At 64.4% G+C, this 14,722-nt stretch carries 18 protein-coding genes and 1 pseudogene; 11 read left to right on the top strand and 8 right to left on the bottom strand.

Annotated features, from left to right (window positions below; all coding sequences use genetic code 11):
* Window positions 1–31 precede the first annotated feature (31 nt).
* Window positions 32–916: a sugar nucleotide-binding protein gene (locus U873_RS0116870; protein WP_043274583.1), complete on the top strand. Its 885-nt coding sequence runs from the start codon at window positions 32–34 to the stop codon at window positions 914–916.
* Window positions 909–1,838: an NAD-dependent epimerase/dehydratase family protein gene (locus U873_RS0116865; RefSeq protein ID WP_025129375.1), complete on the top strand. Its 930-nt coding sequence runs from the start codon at window positions 909–911 to the stop codon at window positions 1,836–1,838. The genes U873_RS0116870 and U873_RS0116865 overlap by 8 nt, the downstream gene beginning before the upstream one ends.
* A gap of 58 nt (window positions 1,839–1,896) precedes the next feature.
* On the opposite strand, the gene U873_RS0116860 is transcribed toward U873_RS0116865, so the two are convergent.
* The 5 genes from U873_RS0116860 to U873_RS0116840 all read right to left on the bottom strand — a co-directional run bounded on the left by U873_RS0116860 (window position 1,897) and on the right by U873_RS0116840 (window position 5,969).
* Complete coding sequence (locus U873_RS0116860; RefSeq protein WP_025129374.1) at window positions 1,897–2,595, bottom strand: OmpW family protein; 699 nt, start codon at window positions 2,593–2,595, stop codon at window positions 1,897–1,899.
* Between the two features lie 178 nt (window positions 2,596–2,773).
* Window positions 2,774–3,295 carry a DUF3299 domain-containing protein gene (locus U873_RS0116855; RefSeq protein WP_025129373.1) on the bottom strand — a complete coding sequence of 174 codons (522 nt, stop codon included), beginning with the start codon at window positions 3,293–3,295 and terminating at the stop codon, window positions 2,774–2,776.
* Between the two features lie 22 nt (window positions 3,296–3,317).
* Window positions 3,318–4,583: an ABC transporter permease gene (locus tag U873_RS0116850; RefSeq protein WP_025129372.1), complete on the bottom strand. Its 1,266-nt coding sequence runs from the start codon at window positions 4,581–4,583 to the stop codon at window positions 3,318–3,320.
* Window position 4,584: 1 nt separating this feature from the next.
* Complete coding sequence (locus U873_RS0116845) at window positions 4,585–5,295, bottom strand: ABC transporter ATP-binding protein (RefSeq protein ID WP_025129371.1); 711 nt, start codon at window positions 5,293–5,295, stop codon at window positions 4,585–4,587.
* Window positions 5,296–5,360: 65 nt separating this feature from the next.
* Window positions 5,361–5,969, bottom strand: coding sequence for a DUF2796 domain-containing protein (locus U873_RS0116840; RefSeq protein WP_025129370.1), 609 nt, complete (start codon window positions 5,967–5,969; stop codon window positions 5,361–5,363).
* Between the two features lie 132 nt (window positions 5,970–6,101).
* Between U873_RS0116840 and U873_RS0116835 the strand changes: the two genes are divergently transcribed.
* Window positions 6,102–6,443 (top strand): hypothetical protein, encoded by a 342-nt coding sequence (locus tag U873_RS0116835; protein ID WP_025129369.1) that lies wholly within the window; start codon window positions 6,102–6,104, stop codon window positions 6,441–6,443.
* Between the two features lie 110 nt (window positions 6,444–6,553).
* On the opposite strand, the gene trxA is transcribed toward U873_RS0116835, so the two are convergent.
* The 3 genes and pseudogenes from trxA to U873_RS0116820 all read right to left on the bottom strand — a co-directional run bounded on the left by trxA (window position 6,554) and on the right by U873_RS0116820 (window position 8,626).
* Window positions 6,554–7,426, bottom strand: coding sequence for a thioredoxin (gene trxA / locus U873_RS0116830; RefSeq protein ID WP_025129368.1), 873 nt, complete (start codon window positions 7,424–7,426; stop codon window positions 6,554–6,556).
* 94 nt (window positions 7,427–7,520) lie between these two features.
* Window positions 7,521–8,171 (bottom strand): annotated as a pseudogene (locus U873_RS0116825) (methyltransferase); the annotation flags it as partial.
* Complete coding sequence (locus U873_RS0116820) at window positions 8,168–8,626, bottom strand: hypothetical protein (protein ID WP_025129366.1); 459 nt, start codon at window positions 8,624–8,626, stop codon at window positions 8,168–8,170. The pseudogene U873_RS0116825 and the gene U873_RS0116820, both read right to left, overlap by 4 nt.
* Window positions 8,627–8,755: 129 nt before the next feature.
* Here U873_RS0116820 and nrdR point away from each other — a divergent pair, with 129 nt between their 5' ends.
* The 8 genes from nrdR (at window position 8,756) to U873_RS0116780 (ending at window position 14,717) form a co-directional block, all read left to right on the top strand.
* The gene (gene nrdR, locus U873_RS0116815; RefSeq protein ID WP_025129365.1) at window positions 8,756–9,220 is read left to right on the top strand and encodes a transcriptional regulator NrdR; all 465 of its coding nucleotides are present in this window, start codon (window positions 8,756–8,758) and stop codon (window positions 9,218–9,220) included.
* Window positions 9,217–10,350 carry a bifunctional diaminohydroxyphosphoribosylaminopyrimidine deaminase/5-amino-6-(5-phosphoribosylamino)uracil reductase RibD gene (gene ribD, locus U873_RS0116810; protein ID WP_025129364.1) on the top strand — a complete coding sequence of 378 codons (1,134 nt, stop codon included), beginning with the start codon at window positions 9,217–9,219 and terminating at the stop codon, window positions 10,348–10,350. The genes nrdR and ribD overlap by 4 nt, the downstream gene beginning before the upstream one ends.
* 47 nt (window positions 10,351–10,397) lie before the next feature.
* Window positions 10,398–11,060, top strand: a complete 663-nt coding sequence (locus U873_RS0116805) for a riboflavin synthase (RefSeq protein ID WP_011063737.1) — start codon at window positions 10,398–10,400, stop codon at window positions 11,058–11,060.
* A gap of 16 nt (window positions 11,061–11,076) precedes the next feature.
* Window positions 11,077–12,168: a bifunctional 3,4-dihydroxy-2-butanone-4-phosphate synthase/GTP cyclohydrolase II gene (gene ribBA / locus U873_RS0116800; protein WP_025129363.1), complete on the top strand. Its 1,092-nt coding sequence runs from the start codon at window positions 11,077–11,079 to the stop codon at window positions 12,166–12,168.
* Window positions 12,169–12,259: 91 nt separating this feature from the next.
* On the top strand, window positions 12,260–12,736 hold the full coding sequence (gene ribE / locus U873_RS0116795) for a 6,7-dimethyl-8-ribityllumazine synthase (RefSeq protein WP_011063735.1): 477 nt from the start codon (window positions 12,260–12,262) through the stop codon (window positions 12,734–12,736).
* Window positions 12,733–13,233 (top strand): transcription antitermination factor NusB, encoded by a 501-nt coding sequence (gene nusB / locus U873_RS0116790; RefSeq protein WP_025129362.1) that lies wholly within the window; start codon window positions 12,733–12,735, stop codon window positions 13,231–13,233. Before ribE ends, nusB begins: the two co-directional genes overlap by 4 nt.
* 18 nt (window positions 13,234–13,251) lie before the next feature.
* Complete coding sequence (thiL, locus tag U873_RS0116785) at window positions 13,252–14,217, top strand: thiamine-phosphate kinase (RefSeq protein WP_025129361.1); 966 nt, start codon at window positions 13,252–13,254, stop codon at window positions 14,215–14,217.
* Window positions 14,214–14,717, top strand: coding sequence for a phosphatidylglycerophosphatase A (locus U873_RS0116780; RefSeq protein ID WP_025129360.1), 504 nt, complete (start codon window positions 14,214–14,216; stop codon window positions 14,715–14,717). Before thiL ends, U873_RS0116780 begins: the two co-directional genes overlap by 4 nt.
* Window positions 14,718–14,722: the final 5 nt, after the last annotated feature.

The raw sequence follows: 14,722 nt of genomic DNA, 5'->3' as shown, positions 1-14,722 counted from the left end.
TCGTTCTGAACAGATTGGGCCTGCTGACTCTATGCGAATGCGCCTTATGTTACTGGGCGGCGGAAATGCCCTTGGGCAGGCGCTGATTCGCCTGGGTGCGGAGGAAGACATCGGTTTCCTCGCCCCCCGTCCGCCGCAAGACGGCTGGGACGCCGCGAGCCTGACGCAACTGCTCGACGACACCCGTCCGGATGCCTTGATCAACCTGGCTTACTACTTCGACTGGTTTCAGGCGGAGACGGTGAGCGAAGCGCGCCTGAGCGGTCAGGAGCGGGCGGTAGAGCGGCTGGCGGAGCTTTGTCAGCATCACAACATCATTCTTGTGCAGCCTTCGAGCTACCGGGTGTTCGACGGCTCGCGGGCCACGGCCTACAGCGAGAAAGACGAACCAGTGCCCCTGGGGCTGCGCGGCCAGGCGCTGTGGCGGATCGAGCAGAGCGTTCGCGCGACCTGCCCGCAACACGTGCTGCTGCGTTTTGGCTGGCTGCTCGATGACAGCGCCGAGGGCATTCTCGGGCGCTTCCTGGCCCGTGCCGAATCCTCGGAAGAACTGCTCATGGCGGATGACCGCCGGGGCAATCCGACCCCGGTGGACGATGCGGCGCGGGTGATCATCTCGGTGCTCAAGCAGCTTGATTGCGCGGCGCCCCTGTGGGGCACCTATCACTACGCCGGGCAGGAAGCGACCACGCCCCTGGCCCTGGGGCAGGCGATACTGACCGAGGCGCGACAGCTGCATCCGCTGGCCATCGAGGCACCCACTGCCCAGGCTCACGCGGCCAGTGCCGATGCCGCCGAAGAGCCGCAGCACGCGGTGCTGGCCTGCAAGAAAATCCTTCACACCTTCGGGATCAAGCCGCGTGCCTGGCGCGCCGCACTCCCGGCATTACTGGATAGGTTCTACCGTCATGGTTGATGGCCCTGTATTGATCACCGGCGGTGCCGGTTTTATTGGTTCGCACCTCACCGATGCGTTGCTGGCCAAAGGGTACGCGGTGCGCGTCCTGGATGACTTGTCCACCGGCAAACCCAGCAACCTGCCACTGGACAACCCACGATTGGAGTTGATCGAGGGCAACGTCGCCGATGCGGCCCTGGTGAGCCGGGCGATGCGCGGCTGCGGCGCCGTGGCGCACCTGGCGGCGGTAGCCTCGGTGCAGGCCTCGGTGGACGACCCGGTCCAGACCCACCAGAGCAATTTCATCGGCACCCTGAATGTCTGCGAGGCCATGCGCGAGCACGGCGTCAAGCGGGTGCTGTTCGCTTCCAGCGCGGCGGTCTATGGCAACAATGGCGAAGGCCAGTCGATTGACGAAGACACCGCCAAGGCTCCGCTGACGCCTTACGCGTCGGACAAGCTGGCCAGTGAATACTACTTCGACTTCTACCGGCGCCAGCATGCTCTGGAGCCGGCGATCTTTCGCTTCTTCAACATCTTCGGCCCGCGCCAGGATCCGTCTTCGCCGTATTCCGGGGTGATCAGCATTTTCACCGAGCGGGCTCAGCAAGGCCTGCCGATCACCGTGTTCGGTGATGGCGAGCAGACCCGGGACTTCCTCTATGTTGGCGACCTGGTGCAGGTGCTGGTGCAGGCCATCGAAGCAGTGCAACTGGAAGTGGGGGCGGTCAACGTCGGCTTGAACCAGGCCACCACCCTCAAGCAGATGCTTGCGGCCCTGGCCGAGGTGGTCGGCGACCTGCCCCCCATCAGCTACGGTCCGGCTCGGGCCGGTGATATTCGTCATTCGCGGGCCAACAACCAGCGGCTGCTGCAGCGCTTCAACTTCCCCGAGCCCACGCCGATGAGTGTCGGCCTGGCCCGGCTGATGGGACGCTGAGGTTTATCGCGGACATGAAAAAGGCGCCTGAGAGGCGCCTTTCTTGTAACTGGCGGGCTTAGAACTTGTAGCCCAGGCCAACCATGTAGACCCAAGGATCGACGTCGACATTGACCTTGGCCCGAGTGCCGGCGGCCAGCGCGTTGTTGTCCACGTAGGCGCGGGTATCGATATCGATGTAGCGTGCCTGGGCGTTGATCATGATGTTGTCGGTCAGCATGTAGTCGGCACCGATCTGCCAGGCCAGGCCCCAGGAGTTCTTGGCGCGGAAGTTGTCGAAACCTTCGGATTGGGCGCGGCTGCCAACGTGCTCGTCGTAGATCCAGGTGTAGTTGATACCGGCACCGACGTAGGGTTGGAACACCGACTTGTGGTCCAGTGGGTAGTACACCACGCTCAGGGTTGGCGGCAGGTGCTTGAGGGTACCGAGCTTGCCGTTGGCTGGAGCCAGGGAGGTGTTGCGGATCTTCACGTCGTGTTCGAACGGGGTCGCGGCCAGCAGTTCGATACCGATGTTGTTGGTCAGCATGTAGGCGAAGTTCAGGCCCAGCTGCGTGTCGCTGCTCATGGTTGCCTTGCCGCCCAGGTTGGCACCGGCCAGGGGGCCGCTGTCGACTTTGACGTCGGAGCTGTTGGCCTTGGGTTTGACGGTAATCGCACCGGCACGAACGATGATGTCACCAGCTTCGTGAGCGTTGGCAAGGGGGGCGGCGAGTGCGAGCGCGATCAGGGAAGCGCTAAGCAGGGACTTGTGCATGGGAGCTCCAAAGGACGATTCAGATTGGCTATGTCCAATGGTAAGGATCGTCAAGTTGACCACCTTGACTCAGCTCAATGAAATGGCAGACCCCGGCTTCGACGCTGAACTATTCTTTTGCCCCGCGTTCTTTTGGTGTTCGCCTTCTGCGCCGGCAAGCCGGCTTCTACCAGGGCATTTACTCCGGCAGTTCGTAGATGTAGATCTTCTGCGCCGCCATCTGGTAGCCGGCATCCGCCAGCTCGCTGCTGGAAGGCTTGACCTGCATGTCGCCCTCGATCCAGTAAGGTTGATACAGCTCATCGAGCTTGACCCCGACCTCGCTGGTGACATGGACGATCTGGTTCGATGGCGGTGGCGGCACGTGGATGCAGGCTCCGAAGTAGGGCACCAGCAGGAAGTCCGTGGTGCGCCCTTCTTCATTCACCTCAAGTGGCACGATGTAGCCGGGCAGGCGAACCGACTGGCCGTCGAGGCTCTTGACCACCGGTGCATTGGGCAGGTCCTGCTTGGCCGCGGGAGCCGACTCCGCAGCCAGCGCATCGCTCATTTGCGACAGGTCGTGCAGGGGCTTCATGTTCGGCACTTCCGCTGGCGCGTCCGCCGGGATCATTTCCGACCAGGTCAGGTCTTTTGTTGCCGTGGCCGCCCACAGGGGAGTGGCGACCAGCAGCGACAGGGCAAGCAGGTGACGCAGCAGATCAGCTCTCATAAACCGGTGCTCATAAACGAATCGACAGGCCATCGGCCAGGGATTGCCGGTAGGCACGCCAGGCCGGCACGCTGCCCATCAGCAGCGCGGCAATCAGGATACCGCCCAGCAGCGTCCACTCATACTGGCTCGGCCAGGCCAGGGGCAGGTACAGGCCGTAGGTCGACTGCACGTAGCCCTGGGCCAGGGCGATGCCCAGGTACAGCAGGCCGAGCCCGGCCAGCACGCCGAACAGCGCCAGGGCGAACGCCTCCAGTACCAGCAGGGTCGCGATGTGCCAGGGACGGGCGCCCACCGAACGCAGAATGGCCATCTCCCGGCGACGTTCATTGAGGCTGGTGAGAATGGCCGTGAGCATGCCGATCAGGCCGGTCAGGACCACGAACAGCGAGACCACGAACAAGGCCTTTTCGGCGGTGCCCATCAGGCTCCAGAGCTCCTGCAGGGCGACCCCGGGAAGGATCGCCAGCATGGGCTCGCCGCGAAATTCGTTGATCTCCCGTTGCAGGGCGAAGGTCGAGATCTTGCTGTTGAGGCCGAGCATGAAGGCCGTGATGGCCTGGGGCGTCAGGTCCATGTTGCGGGCCTGGTCGGCGCTGATGCGGCCGTCGCCACGGGCGGGCACGCCGTTGTGCCAGTCGATGTGGATCGCCTCCATGCCGCCCAGGCTGATATGCAGGGTGCGGTCCACCGGAGTGCCGGTGCGCTTGAGGATGCCGACCACGGTGAAGGGCTTGTCGTCGTGCTTGACCAGGCTGATGGCTGCCACGCCGTGGGCCAGCACCAGTTGGTCCCCCAGCTTGTAGTGCAGGGCGTCGGCCACTTCGGCCCCGAGTACCACCTCGAAGGGATCCGTGGCGAAGGCCCGGCCCACGGCCAGTTGCAGGTTCTGCTGGCGGCCGTACTGGTAGTGCTGGAAGTAGGCGTCGGTGGTGCCCATCACCCGGTAGCCGCGATGGGAGTCGCCCAGGGAAATCGGGATCGCCCATTTCACCTTCGGGTTGTTGGCAAAGTGTTCGAAGCTGTCCCAGCGAATGTTGTTGGTGGCGTTGCCGATGCGAAACACCGAATACAGCAGCAGGTTCACCGAGCCGGAGCGGGCGCCGACGATCAGGTCGGTACCGCTGATGGTGCTGGCGAAGCTGGCTCGGGCTTCGGTGCGCACCCGCTCCACCGCCAGCAGCAGGCAGACCGAGAGGGCAATGGCGAAGGCCGTGAGGATCGCCGTGAAGCGGCGGTTAGCTAGGCTGGCCATGGCTAGACGGAACAGATACATCTCAGACCTCTGCAGGCTTGGCGGCGCGATTGAGTTCGGCCAGCGACAGGTTGCGATCGAACAATGGCGCCAGGCTCTGGTCATGGCTGACGAACAGCAGGCTGGCCCCAGCCTCGCGGCACTCGGCGAAGAGCAACTGAAGGAAGGCCCCCCGAGCGTCATGATCGAGGGCCGAGGTCGGCTCGTCGGCGATCACCAGCTCCGGTTGGCCGATCAGCGCCCGGGCCGCGGCGACCCGCTGTTGCTGACCGATGGACAGCGAGTCGGCGCGGCGCTTGAGCAGCTCGGGGTCCTTCAGGCCCAGGTGAGCCAGCAGGGTGGCCGCAGCCCGGTCGACGCTGCCGTGGCGCTCGGCGGCGCGGCTGGCCCGCAGCCTGGAGAAGTGGCAGGGCAGTTCGACGTTCTCGCGCACCGAGAGAAACGGCAGCAGGTTGAACTGTTGGAAGATGTAGCCGGTGTGATTCACGCGAAAACGATCGCGGGCCCCGGCAGACAGCTCGGTCAGTTCCTGGCCCAGCAGGCGGATGCTGCCCTGGCTGGGCTTCTGTACACCCCCCAGCAGCCCCAGGAGAGTGGTCTTGCCACTGCCGCTGGGGCCTTTGAGAAACAGCGTCTCACCGGCTTCCAGGCGAAAGGCCGGGATATCCAGCAACTGTGGGTGACCGGGCCAGTTGAAGCTCAGGTCGGACAGTTCGATAAGTGCTTGGGTCATGTCGAGCCGATCATGGAGTGGGTTTTGCAGCCGCTGCCGGAGGCTGCGGCTACAGGGGACGGCGCTCAGAATTTCAGGCTGGCGGCCTTGGCGGTGGCTTCGACACCTTGCTGGCCACTGGGCGAAATGAGTTGTACCTGAATTTTCTGGGTGGCGGGGAAGGTCTTGAAGATTGTCCCCAGGTCGAGGTTGCTCAAGGCGTCCGGTTTGGCGCAGGTGAACTGGTAGTGGGCGTGAATTTCGCTGTGTTCGTGGTGATGCTCATGGCCATCGGCGCCCTTGGCATCTTCGTCGTGGTCGTCATGGTCATGCTCGTCGGCCTCGGGCTTGTCGCCGAACAGCGGGCTTTCCAGCTCCTGTTTGCTCACGACGCAAGCGGCGGCCTTGGGCAGGCTGAACAGCACCAGGGGCTGTTCCAGCTGGGCGCGGGCGGCAGCGACCTTGGCCTTGTCGGCGTCGGTACTGGGGGCGTGCTCGAAACCGACCAGGTTCATCGCCGGGCTTTCCAACTCCAGCTCCAGGGCCTGGCCGTCGAGTACGGCGTTGAGTCGGGCAACGCCATGTTCGTGGGCGCCGAGGCTGCCGTGTTCATGTTCATGCTCATGGGCTAGCGCCGTCTGGGCAGCGGCCAGCGGCAGCAGGGCGAACGGCAGGGCGAATAGCAGACGACGCATGGCAAGTCTCCGGGTGAAGATGAAATAAATGTTATGTGATCTTATAACAATGCTCGGCGGAGTTTGACTGCCCGCTTGGCGTTGCGCAAGACGGGTGGGAGCATGCTCGTCAGAAAAATCGGGAGCACTCTCATGTTGCGGATTCGTGGAAGCATCGGCGATTGGCCGGTGGATTTGACCCTGGAGCTGGACGAGGGCGACTGGGCACAACTGGCGGCGCAGTTGCAGGCGGCCAAACCTGAAGCGGCGGCGCCGACGGCCAGGCCGGCCAGCCAGGACGATGCCCTGTGGCAGACCGCCAAGGATCTGTTGCGCAAGGCGGGCCAGATCAGCGGGCCGCAGTTGCTGGAACAGTTGGAGGGGCTGACCGGTAGCGCGGCGGCGGGCAAGCGATTGCTGGTGCGCTTGCGCCACTGCGCCGAGGTCAAGGTGGTCAGCGGCGCCGATACGCCGCTCTACAGCTGGGTACAGTAATCCTGTAGGAGCCAACTTGCTGGCGAAAGGGCTCTGTCTGTCAGAGCGCATTCGCTGGCAAGCCAGCTCCTACACAAGCCAGCACCTACACCAGCGCTGGCGCATCAGGCTCAGTACAGCGCGGCGAACAGTTTGCGGCGGTAGGCGGTCACCAGCGGGTGATCATTGCCCAGCAGGTCGAATACCTGCAGCAGGGTCTTGTGGGCTATGCCTTCGTTGTAGCTGCGGTTGCGCATGAAGAGTTTCAGCAGGGCTTCCAGCGCTGCTTCGTATTGCTGGCGCGCCAGTTGCTGGATTGACAGCTGGTACAGCGCCTCATCGTCCAGCGGGTCCTTGGCCAGGCGCGCCTTGAGCTCTGCGGCATCCGGCAGGTCCGCCGCCTGCTTGAGAAAGGTGATCTGCGCCTTGGCGCCAGCCAGGGCGGCCTTGTGCTCATCGCTCTTGACCGCGTCGAGCACGGTCTGGGCTTCACTCAGTTCGCCGCGTTCGGCCAGGCAGCGGGCATACAGGATCAGTGCCTTGGCATTGCTGTTGTCTTCACCCAGCAGCACTTTGAGGAGGGCTTCGGCATCACCGATACGCCCTTCAGCGAACAGCGCTTCGGCCTGTTCCAGTGGATCGGCGGCGGGTGGTGGCGGCATTTGCACATGGGGTTCGAGCATGGCTCGCACCGCCGATTCAGGCTGCGCGCCGGCGAAGCCGTCCACCGGCTGGCCGTCCTTGAACAGCACCACGGTGGGCAGGCTGCGGATGCCGAAGCGGGCGACGATGTCCTGTTCGATATCGCAGTTGACCTTGGCCAGCAGCAACTCGCCCTGATAGCTCTCGGCGATCTGTTGCAGCATCGGCATCAGCGCTTTGCAGGGGGCACACCACTCGGCCCAGAAGTCCACCAGGACCGGTTTGTGGAAGGAGTTCTCGATCACCGACTGGTCGAAATCAGCGGTGTGGGCGTCGAAGATGTACGGCGTTTCCTGACTCATGGGGTATCTCGAGTAAGCGGCAATGGAGCCACTATAAAGGCTGGTCGGGGTGGATCGCCATCGCCGCTACGGCAGGCGCTACGGCAGCGTTTGATCGCTGGGCGTGATACAGGCTCACGTTGCGAAATTCCCAGGGCTCTGCCAGGTCCGGCAGGGTCAGGGCATTGAGCACTTGCAGGCGCTGGTACAGCGGGTGCTGGAAGTCCCTGACCCGGGAGTCCGCCACCAGGGCTTCGCGGCCACGGCTGAGGAACTCGTCCAGCAGCGGCAGGTTGGCCCGGTCATACAATACGTCCGCCACCAGGATCAGGTCGAAGCGATCGGCCTCGGCGAAAAAATCCGTGGAATAGCTGAGTTCGACGCCGTTGAGCTGCGCATTGGCCCGGCAGGCGGCAATGGCCAGTGGGTCGAGGTCGCAGGCCACCACTTCCAGGGCACCGGCCTTGGCCGCGGCAATCGCCGCCACGCCGGAGCCGGCCCCGAAATCCAGGACGCGTTTGCCCTGCACCCAGTGCGGATGCTCCGCCAGGTAGCGGGCCATGGCCAGGCCGCTGGCCCAGCAGAAACTCCAGTAGGGCGGCTCGTGGAGGATGCGCCGGGTCTCTTCCGGGGTGAAGGCGCGGTCCATGTTGTCGGCGTCGATCAGCCAGAGTTTCAGCGTGGTCTCGGGTAGCTCACAAGCTACCAGCTGCGCGTCCCCCAGCAATTCGCTGAGGGCGTCTTGCAGGTCGAGCGGTACATTCATGGGGCTTTGACGAATTGCAGTTGTCCCACGGCCTGGGTGGTGGGCTGGGCGATGCGCTGTGCCGGCAGATGCAGGATCAACTGGCCGGACTGGCTGGCACGACCGCGCAGTTCGACCCGGGCGCCGGCCGGGAAGGCTTCGGGAGCGAAGCGCAGGCGAAACGGCAGGGCCTGGTTAGTGCCGGTCAGGTTGCTGCTGGCCAGGAGGCGTTGCGGACGCCCGCGTTCATCGATCACTAACAGCGCCAGCTCGACGTCGGCACCGGCCGGTATGCCGTCGAGGGTACCGCTCAGCTCGCGCTGATAGGCTGGCAACGGGCCGAGGTCGGCGGGTTCCTGGTTTTTTTTCACGCTCTGCTGCGGGGCAGAGGCGGGGGCCGCAGGTTTTGGAGCATCGCTGCTGCAAGCGACCAGCAGGCTGACAAGACTGAGCAAAACAAGCGGTCTGAGCGGCATCTGAAGCTCCAACAAGGCGAATTTCCGTGTGCGAAACATAATAGTCGGTCTGTATACCGTAAAGGCTATGGCTTGTCTTGCCAGTGGGATGCGCTACCATGGCCCTCCCTTTTTTTGTTGCCTGCCACCATGCACTGTCCCTTCTGCGGTGCCAACGACACCAAGGTCATCGACTCGCGTCTGGTCGCCGAGGGCGAACAGGTGCGCCGCCGGCGTGAATGCCTGGCCTGTGGTGAGCGTTTCACCACCTTCGAAACCGCCGAACTGGTGTTGCCGCGCCTGATCAAGACTGACGGCAGCCGTCAGCCCTTCGACGAAGAAAAACTGCGCGCCGGTATGCAGCGCGCCCTGGAAAAACGCCCGGTGAGCGTCGAGCGCCTGGAGGCGGCTCTGGTGCACATCAAGCACAAGCTGCGGGCCACCGGCGAGCGGGAAGTCAAGTCCCTGGTCGTGGGTGAACTGGTGATGACCGAGCTGCAGAAGCTCGATGAAGTCGCCTACATCCGCTTTGCCTCGGTCTACCGGCGCTTCCAGGACCTCAACGAATTTCGCGAAGAGATCGACCGTCTCGCCCGCGAGCCGGTCAAGCAATGAGCCAGCCTGCGGAACAAGCGGTACTCGATGCGCACTACATGGCCCGGGCCCTGGAGCTGGCGCGCCAGGGGCTGTACAGCACCCATCCCAATCCCCGTGTCGGTTGCGTCATCGTGCGCGACGGCCAGGTGGTGGGCGAAGGCTGGCATGTCCGGGCTGGCGAGCCCCATGCCGAAGTGCATGCGCTGCGCGCCGCCGGCGACCTGGCCCGAGGCGCCACCGCCTATGTGACCCTGGAACCCTGCAGCCACCATGGCCGCACCCCGCCGTGCGCCGATGCCCTGGTGAATGCCGGAGTGGCGCGGGTGGTGGCGGCCATGCAGGACCCCAACCCGGAAGTCGCCGGGCGTGGCCTGCAACGCCTGGCCCAGGCCGGCATCGCCACTCACAGCGGAGTGCTGGAGGCTGAGGCCCGCGCGATCAACAAGGGCTTCCTGAAACGCATGGAACAGGGCCTGCCCTATGTGCGGGTCAAGCTGGCCATGAGCCTGGACGGTCGTACCGCCATGGCCAGTGGCGAGAGCCAGTGGATCACCGGGCCTGCCGCACGTTCCGCGGTGCAGCGCCTGCGGGCCGAAGCCAGCGTGGTGCTGACCGGCGCCGATACGGTACTGGCGGATGACGCCCGGTTGACGGTACGTGCTGCCGAGCTGGGGCTGGACGCCGAGCAGACGGCGCTGGCCATGAGCCGTCCACCGCTGCGAGTGCTGATCGATGGCCGCCTGCGGGTGCCCCTCGATGCGCCGTTCTTCAAGGCTGGTCCGGCCTTGGTGGCCACCTGCGCGGCAGTGGAAGAGCAATACGCCAACGGTCCGGAGTGCCTGATCGTGCCCGGCCCCGACGGCCAGGTGGACTTGCGCCGCCTGCTGCTGGAGCTGGCCGCCCGTGGCGTCAACGAAGTGCTGGTGGAAGCCGGCCCGCGACTGGCCGGCGCCTTTGCCCAGCAGGGCCTGGTGGACGAGTACCAGATCTTCATCGCCGGCAAGTTCCTCGGTTCCTCGGCCCGGCCGTTGCTGGACTGGCCGCTGGCGCAGATGAGCGAGGCGCCCTTGCTCAAGATCATTGAAATGCGTGCGGTGGGCGATGACTGGCGAGTCACTGCCATCCCGGCCCCGCCAGCGAGCGTATAATTCCCGACTTTCGCCTACCCGGCGGCCCTGTTCTCGAGGAGGACTCCATGTTCACCGGCATCATCGAATCCATCGGCAGCATTCGCGCATTGACCCCAAAAGGCGGAGATGTACGGGTCTATGTAGAAACCGGCAAGCTTGATCTGGCCGACGTCAAACTGGGCGACAGCATTGCGGTGAACGGCGTCTGCCTGACCGCCGTCGAGCTGCCGGGCGATGGTTTCTGGGCCGATGTCAGCCGCGAGACCCTGGACTGCACCGCGTTCCATCAGTTGAAGGCCGGTAGCCGGGTCAACCTGGAAAAGGCCCTGACCCCGACCACCCGCCTGGGCGGTCACCTGGTCAGCGGCCATGTCGATGGTGTCGGTGAAGTCGTGGCGCGGGAAGAAAATGCCCGGGCCATCCAGTTCCGCATCCGTGCCCCCAAGGAGCTGGCCAAGTACATCGCCCATAAAGGCTCGATCACCGTCGACGGCACCAGCCTGACGGTCAACGCGGTGAACGGTGCCGAGTTCGAGCTGACCATCGTGCCCCACACCCTGGCGGAAACCATCATGGCCGACTACCGGCCGGGTCGGCAGGTCAACCTCGAGGTCGACCTGCTGGCACGCTACCTGGAGCGCCTGCTGCTGGGCGACAAGGCGGCCGAGGCCACGGGCGGCACCATCACCGAAAGTTTTCTGGCCGCTAACGGCTATCTCAAATCCTGACCCAAGGGGGTGCCGAGTGGCGCTCAACAGCATCGAAGAACTGGTTGAAGACATCCGCCAAGGCAAGATGGTCATCCTCATGGATGACGAAGACCGCGAGAACGAAGGCGACCTGATCATGGCCGCCGAGTGCTGCAAGCCCGAGCACATCAACTTCATGGCCAAGCACGCCCGGGGCCTGATCTGCATGCCCATGAGCCGCGAGCGTTGCGAGCTGCTGAAGCTGCCGCTGATGGCGCCGCGCAACGGTTCGGGCTTTGGTACCAAGTTCACCGTGTCCATCGAGGCCACCGAAGGCGTGACCACCGGCATCTCCGCCGCCGACCGGGCGCGCACCGTGCAAGCGGCCGCCGCCAAGGACGCCAAGGCCGAGGACATCGTCAGCCCGGGCCACATCTTCCCGCTGATGGCCCAGCCGGGTGGCACCCTGGCCCGCGCCGGCCACACCGAAGCCGCCTGCGACCTGGCGCGCATGGCCGGGTTCGAGCCGAGCGGGGTGATCTGCGAAGTGATGAACGACGACGGCACCATGTCCCGTCGCGCCGAGCTGGAAACCTTCGCCGCCGAGCACAACATCAAGATCGGCACCATTGCCGACCTGATTCACTACCGGATGATCCACGAACGTACCGTTCAGCGGATTGCCGAGCAGCCCCTGGACAGCGAACTGGGCCAGTTCAACCTGGTGACCTATCGTGATTCGGTGGAAGGCGACGTGCACATGGCCCTGACCCTGGGCGAGATCTGTGCCGAAGAACCGACCCTGGTGCGGGTGCACAACATGGACCCGCTGCGCGACCTGCTGATGGTCAAGCAGCCGGGCCGCTGGAGCCTGCGGGCGGCCATGGCCACCGTGGCCGAGGCGGGCAGCGGCGTGGTGCTGTTGCTCGGTCACCCACTGGATGGTGACGTGCTGCTGGCACATATTCGCGAGACGGCCGACCAGCAGCCGGCGAAGAAACCGACCACCTACAGCATTGTCGGTGCCGGTTCGCAGATCCTCCGCGACCTGGGCGTACGCAAAATGCGCCTGATGAGTGCGCCGATGAAGTTTAATGCGATATCCGGTTTCGACCTGGAAGTTGTAGAATACGTGCCCTCCGAATAAAAGCCGGTCGTTTGTGGCTTGAAATTCGCGGTTCAAATATCACTGAAGAGCGTGTACTAGACACGCTCTGGCTCTTTAAGAGATTTGTCGAATGACCCTGAAGACCATCGAAGGTACCTTCATCGCCCCTAAAGGCCGCTATGCCCTGGTGGTCGGCCGTTTCAACAGCTTTGTCGTCGAAAGCCTGGTCAGCGGCGCGGTTGACGCCCTGGTTCGCCACGGTGTGAGCGAAAGCGATATCACCATCATCCGTGCACCTGGCGCCTTCGAAATTCCGTTGGTTGCGCAGAAAGTTGCACAGAAGGGTGAGTTCGCGGCGATCGTCGCCCTGGGCGCGGTCATTCGTGGCGGTACTCCGCACTTCGAATACGTGGCGGGCGAGTGCACCAAGGGCCTGGCCCAGGTGTCCATGGAGTTCGGCGTGCCAGTGGCCTTCGGCGTACTGACCGTGGACTCGATCGAACAAGCCATCGAGCGTTCCGGCACCAAGGCCGGCAACAAAGGGGCTGAAGCTGCCTTGTCCGCCCTGGAAATGGTCAGCCTGCTGGCGCAGTTGGAGGCCAAGTGATTAGCGACGATAGCGATCGTTTCAACCCGCGCGATCCCAAGCCTGCGGATGCCGGCAAGCCATCCAAGAGCGCCAAGCGTCGTGAAGCCCGTCAGCTCGCGACCCAGGCGCTGTACCAATGGCACATGGCCAAGCATTCGCTGAACGAGATCGAAGCGCAGTTCCGGGTCGACAACGATTTCACCGACGTCGACGGTGCCTACTTCCGTGAAATCCTGCACGGGGTTCCGGCCAACAAGAACGAGATCGACAACGCCCTCGTGCCTTGCCTGGACCTGGCCATCGACGAACTGGACCCGGTTGAGCTGGCGGTTCTGCGCCTGTCCACCTGGGAGCTGCTCAAGCGCGTCGACGTGCCGTACCGCGTGGTGATCAACGAGGGTATCGAACTGGCCAAGGTCTTCGGTTCCACCGATGGCCACAAGTTCGTCAACGGTGTGCTCGACAAACTGGCCCCGCGCCTGCGTGAAGCTGAAGTGAAGGCGTTCAAGCGCTGATCCGCGCTTGCAGCTGCCATGGGCGAGTTTGAGCTGATCCGCAACTTCTTCGCTGCCGCGCCCTGTGCGCAAGGCGGCGAGGGTGTTGCCCTGGGGATCGGCGACGACTGTGCCTTGCTGGCTGTTCCTCCCGGGGAGCAGTTGGCCGTTTCCACCGACACCCTGGTGGCCGGCGTGCATTTCGCCGACCCCTGCGACCCCTTTCTTCTTGGCCAACGTTCCCTGGCGGTGGCCGTCAGCGACCTGGCCGCCATGGGCGCCACGCCCCTGGCCTTTACCCTTGCCCTGACCCTGCCGACGATCAGTGCCGATTGGCTGCAGGCCTACGCCCGTGGTTTGAACGCCATGGCCCAGAGCTGTGGCGTGCGCCTGATTGGTGGCGATACCACTCGCGGCCCGCTAACCCTGACCCTGACCGTGTTCGGGCGTGTCCCGGCAGGGCAGGCCTTGACCCGTAGCGGTGCTCGGGCGGGCGACCTGCTGTGTGTCGGCGGCGAGCTGGGCAATGCCGCCGGTGCCTTGCCCCTGGTGCTGGGGCAGCGCGATGCCGAACCGGCGGTGGCCGATCCCCTGCTGGCCCATTACTGGTCGCCGCAGCCGCAGCTGGCCATGGGCCAGGCCCTGCGCGGCAAGGCCAGTGCGGCCCTGGATATCTCCGACGGCCTGCTGGCCGACTGCGGGCACATCGCTGCTGCGTCGGCAGTCGCCTTGCAGGTGGACGTCGAGCAGTTGCCCCTGTCGCCAGCCTTGCTGAGCTTCCTCGGCCGGCAAGAGGCTCGCACCGCGGCCTTGAGTGGTGGCGACGACTATGTACTGGCCTTCACCTTGCCCCCGGCCGAGCTGGCGCCCTTGTTGGCGGCGGGCTGGCCGGTGCATGTGGTGGGACGGGTCGTGGCCGGGCAGGGGGTTACCCTGCGGGATGCCGACGGGCAGGACATCACCCCCGGTACCCGGGGTTATCAACACTTTGCGGAGACACCGTGACAGATCATCCCAAACAGGTCCCGGCGGAGTTCGTCCCGCCGTCGGTCTGGCGCAATCCCTGGCATTTCCTCGCGTTCGGCTTTGGCTCCGGCACCTTGCCCAAGGCACCGGGCACCTGGGGTTCGCTGGTTGCGCTACCCTTTATCCCGCTGTGGCAGATGCTGCCGGACTGGGGCTACTGGCTGATGCTCGGCGTGACCATGCTGTTCGGCTTCTGGCTGTGCGGCAAGGTCGCCGACGATCTGCGGGTGCATGATCACGAAGGCATCGTCTGGGACGAAATGGTCGGCATGTGGATCACCCTGTGGCTGGTGCCCGAGGGCTGGTACTGGCTGCTGGCGGGGTTCCTGGTGTTTCGCTTCTTCGACATTCTCAAGCCGTGGCCGATCCGCTGGGTCGACCGGCAAGTCCACGGAGGGGTCGGCATCATGCTCGACGACGTATTGGCCGGGGTGTTTGCCTGGTTGTCGATGCAAGGCCTGGTGTGGTGTTTTAGCTGAGGAGA

It is taken from the genome of Pseudomonas sp. PH1b (genome assembly GCF_000633395.1).
Lineage (GTDB): Bacteria > Pseudomonadota > Gammaproteobacteria > Pseudomonadales > Pseudomonadaceae > Aquipseudomonas.
This window is presented reverse-complemented; position numbering and strand designations above follow the sequence as displayed.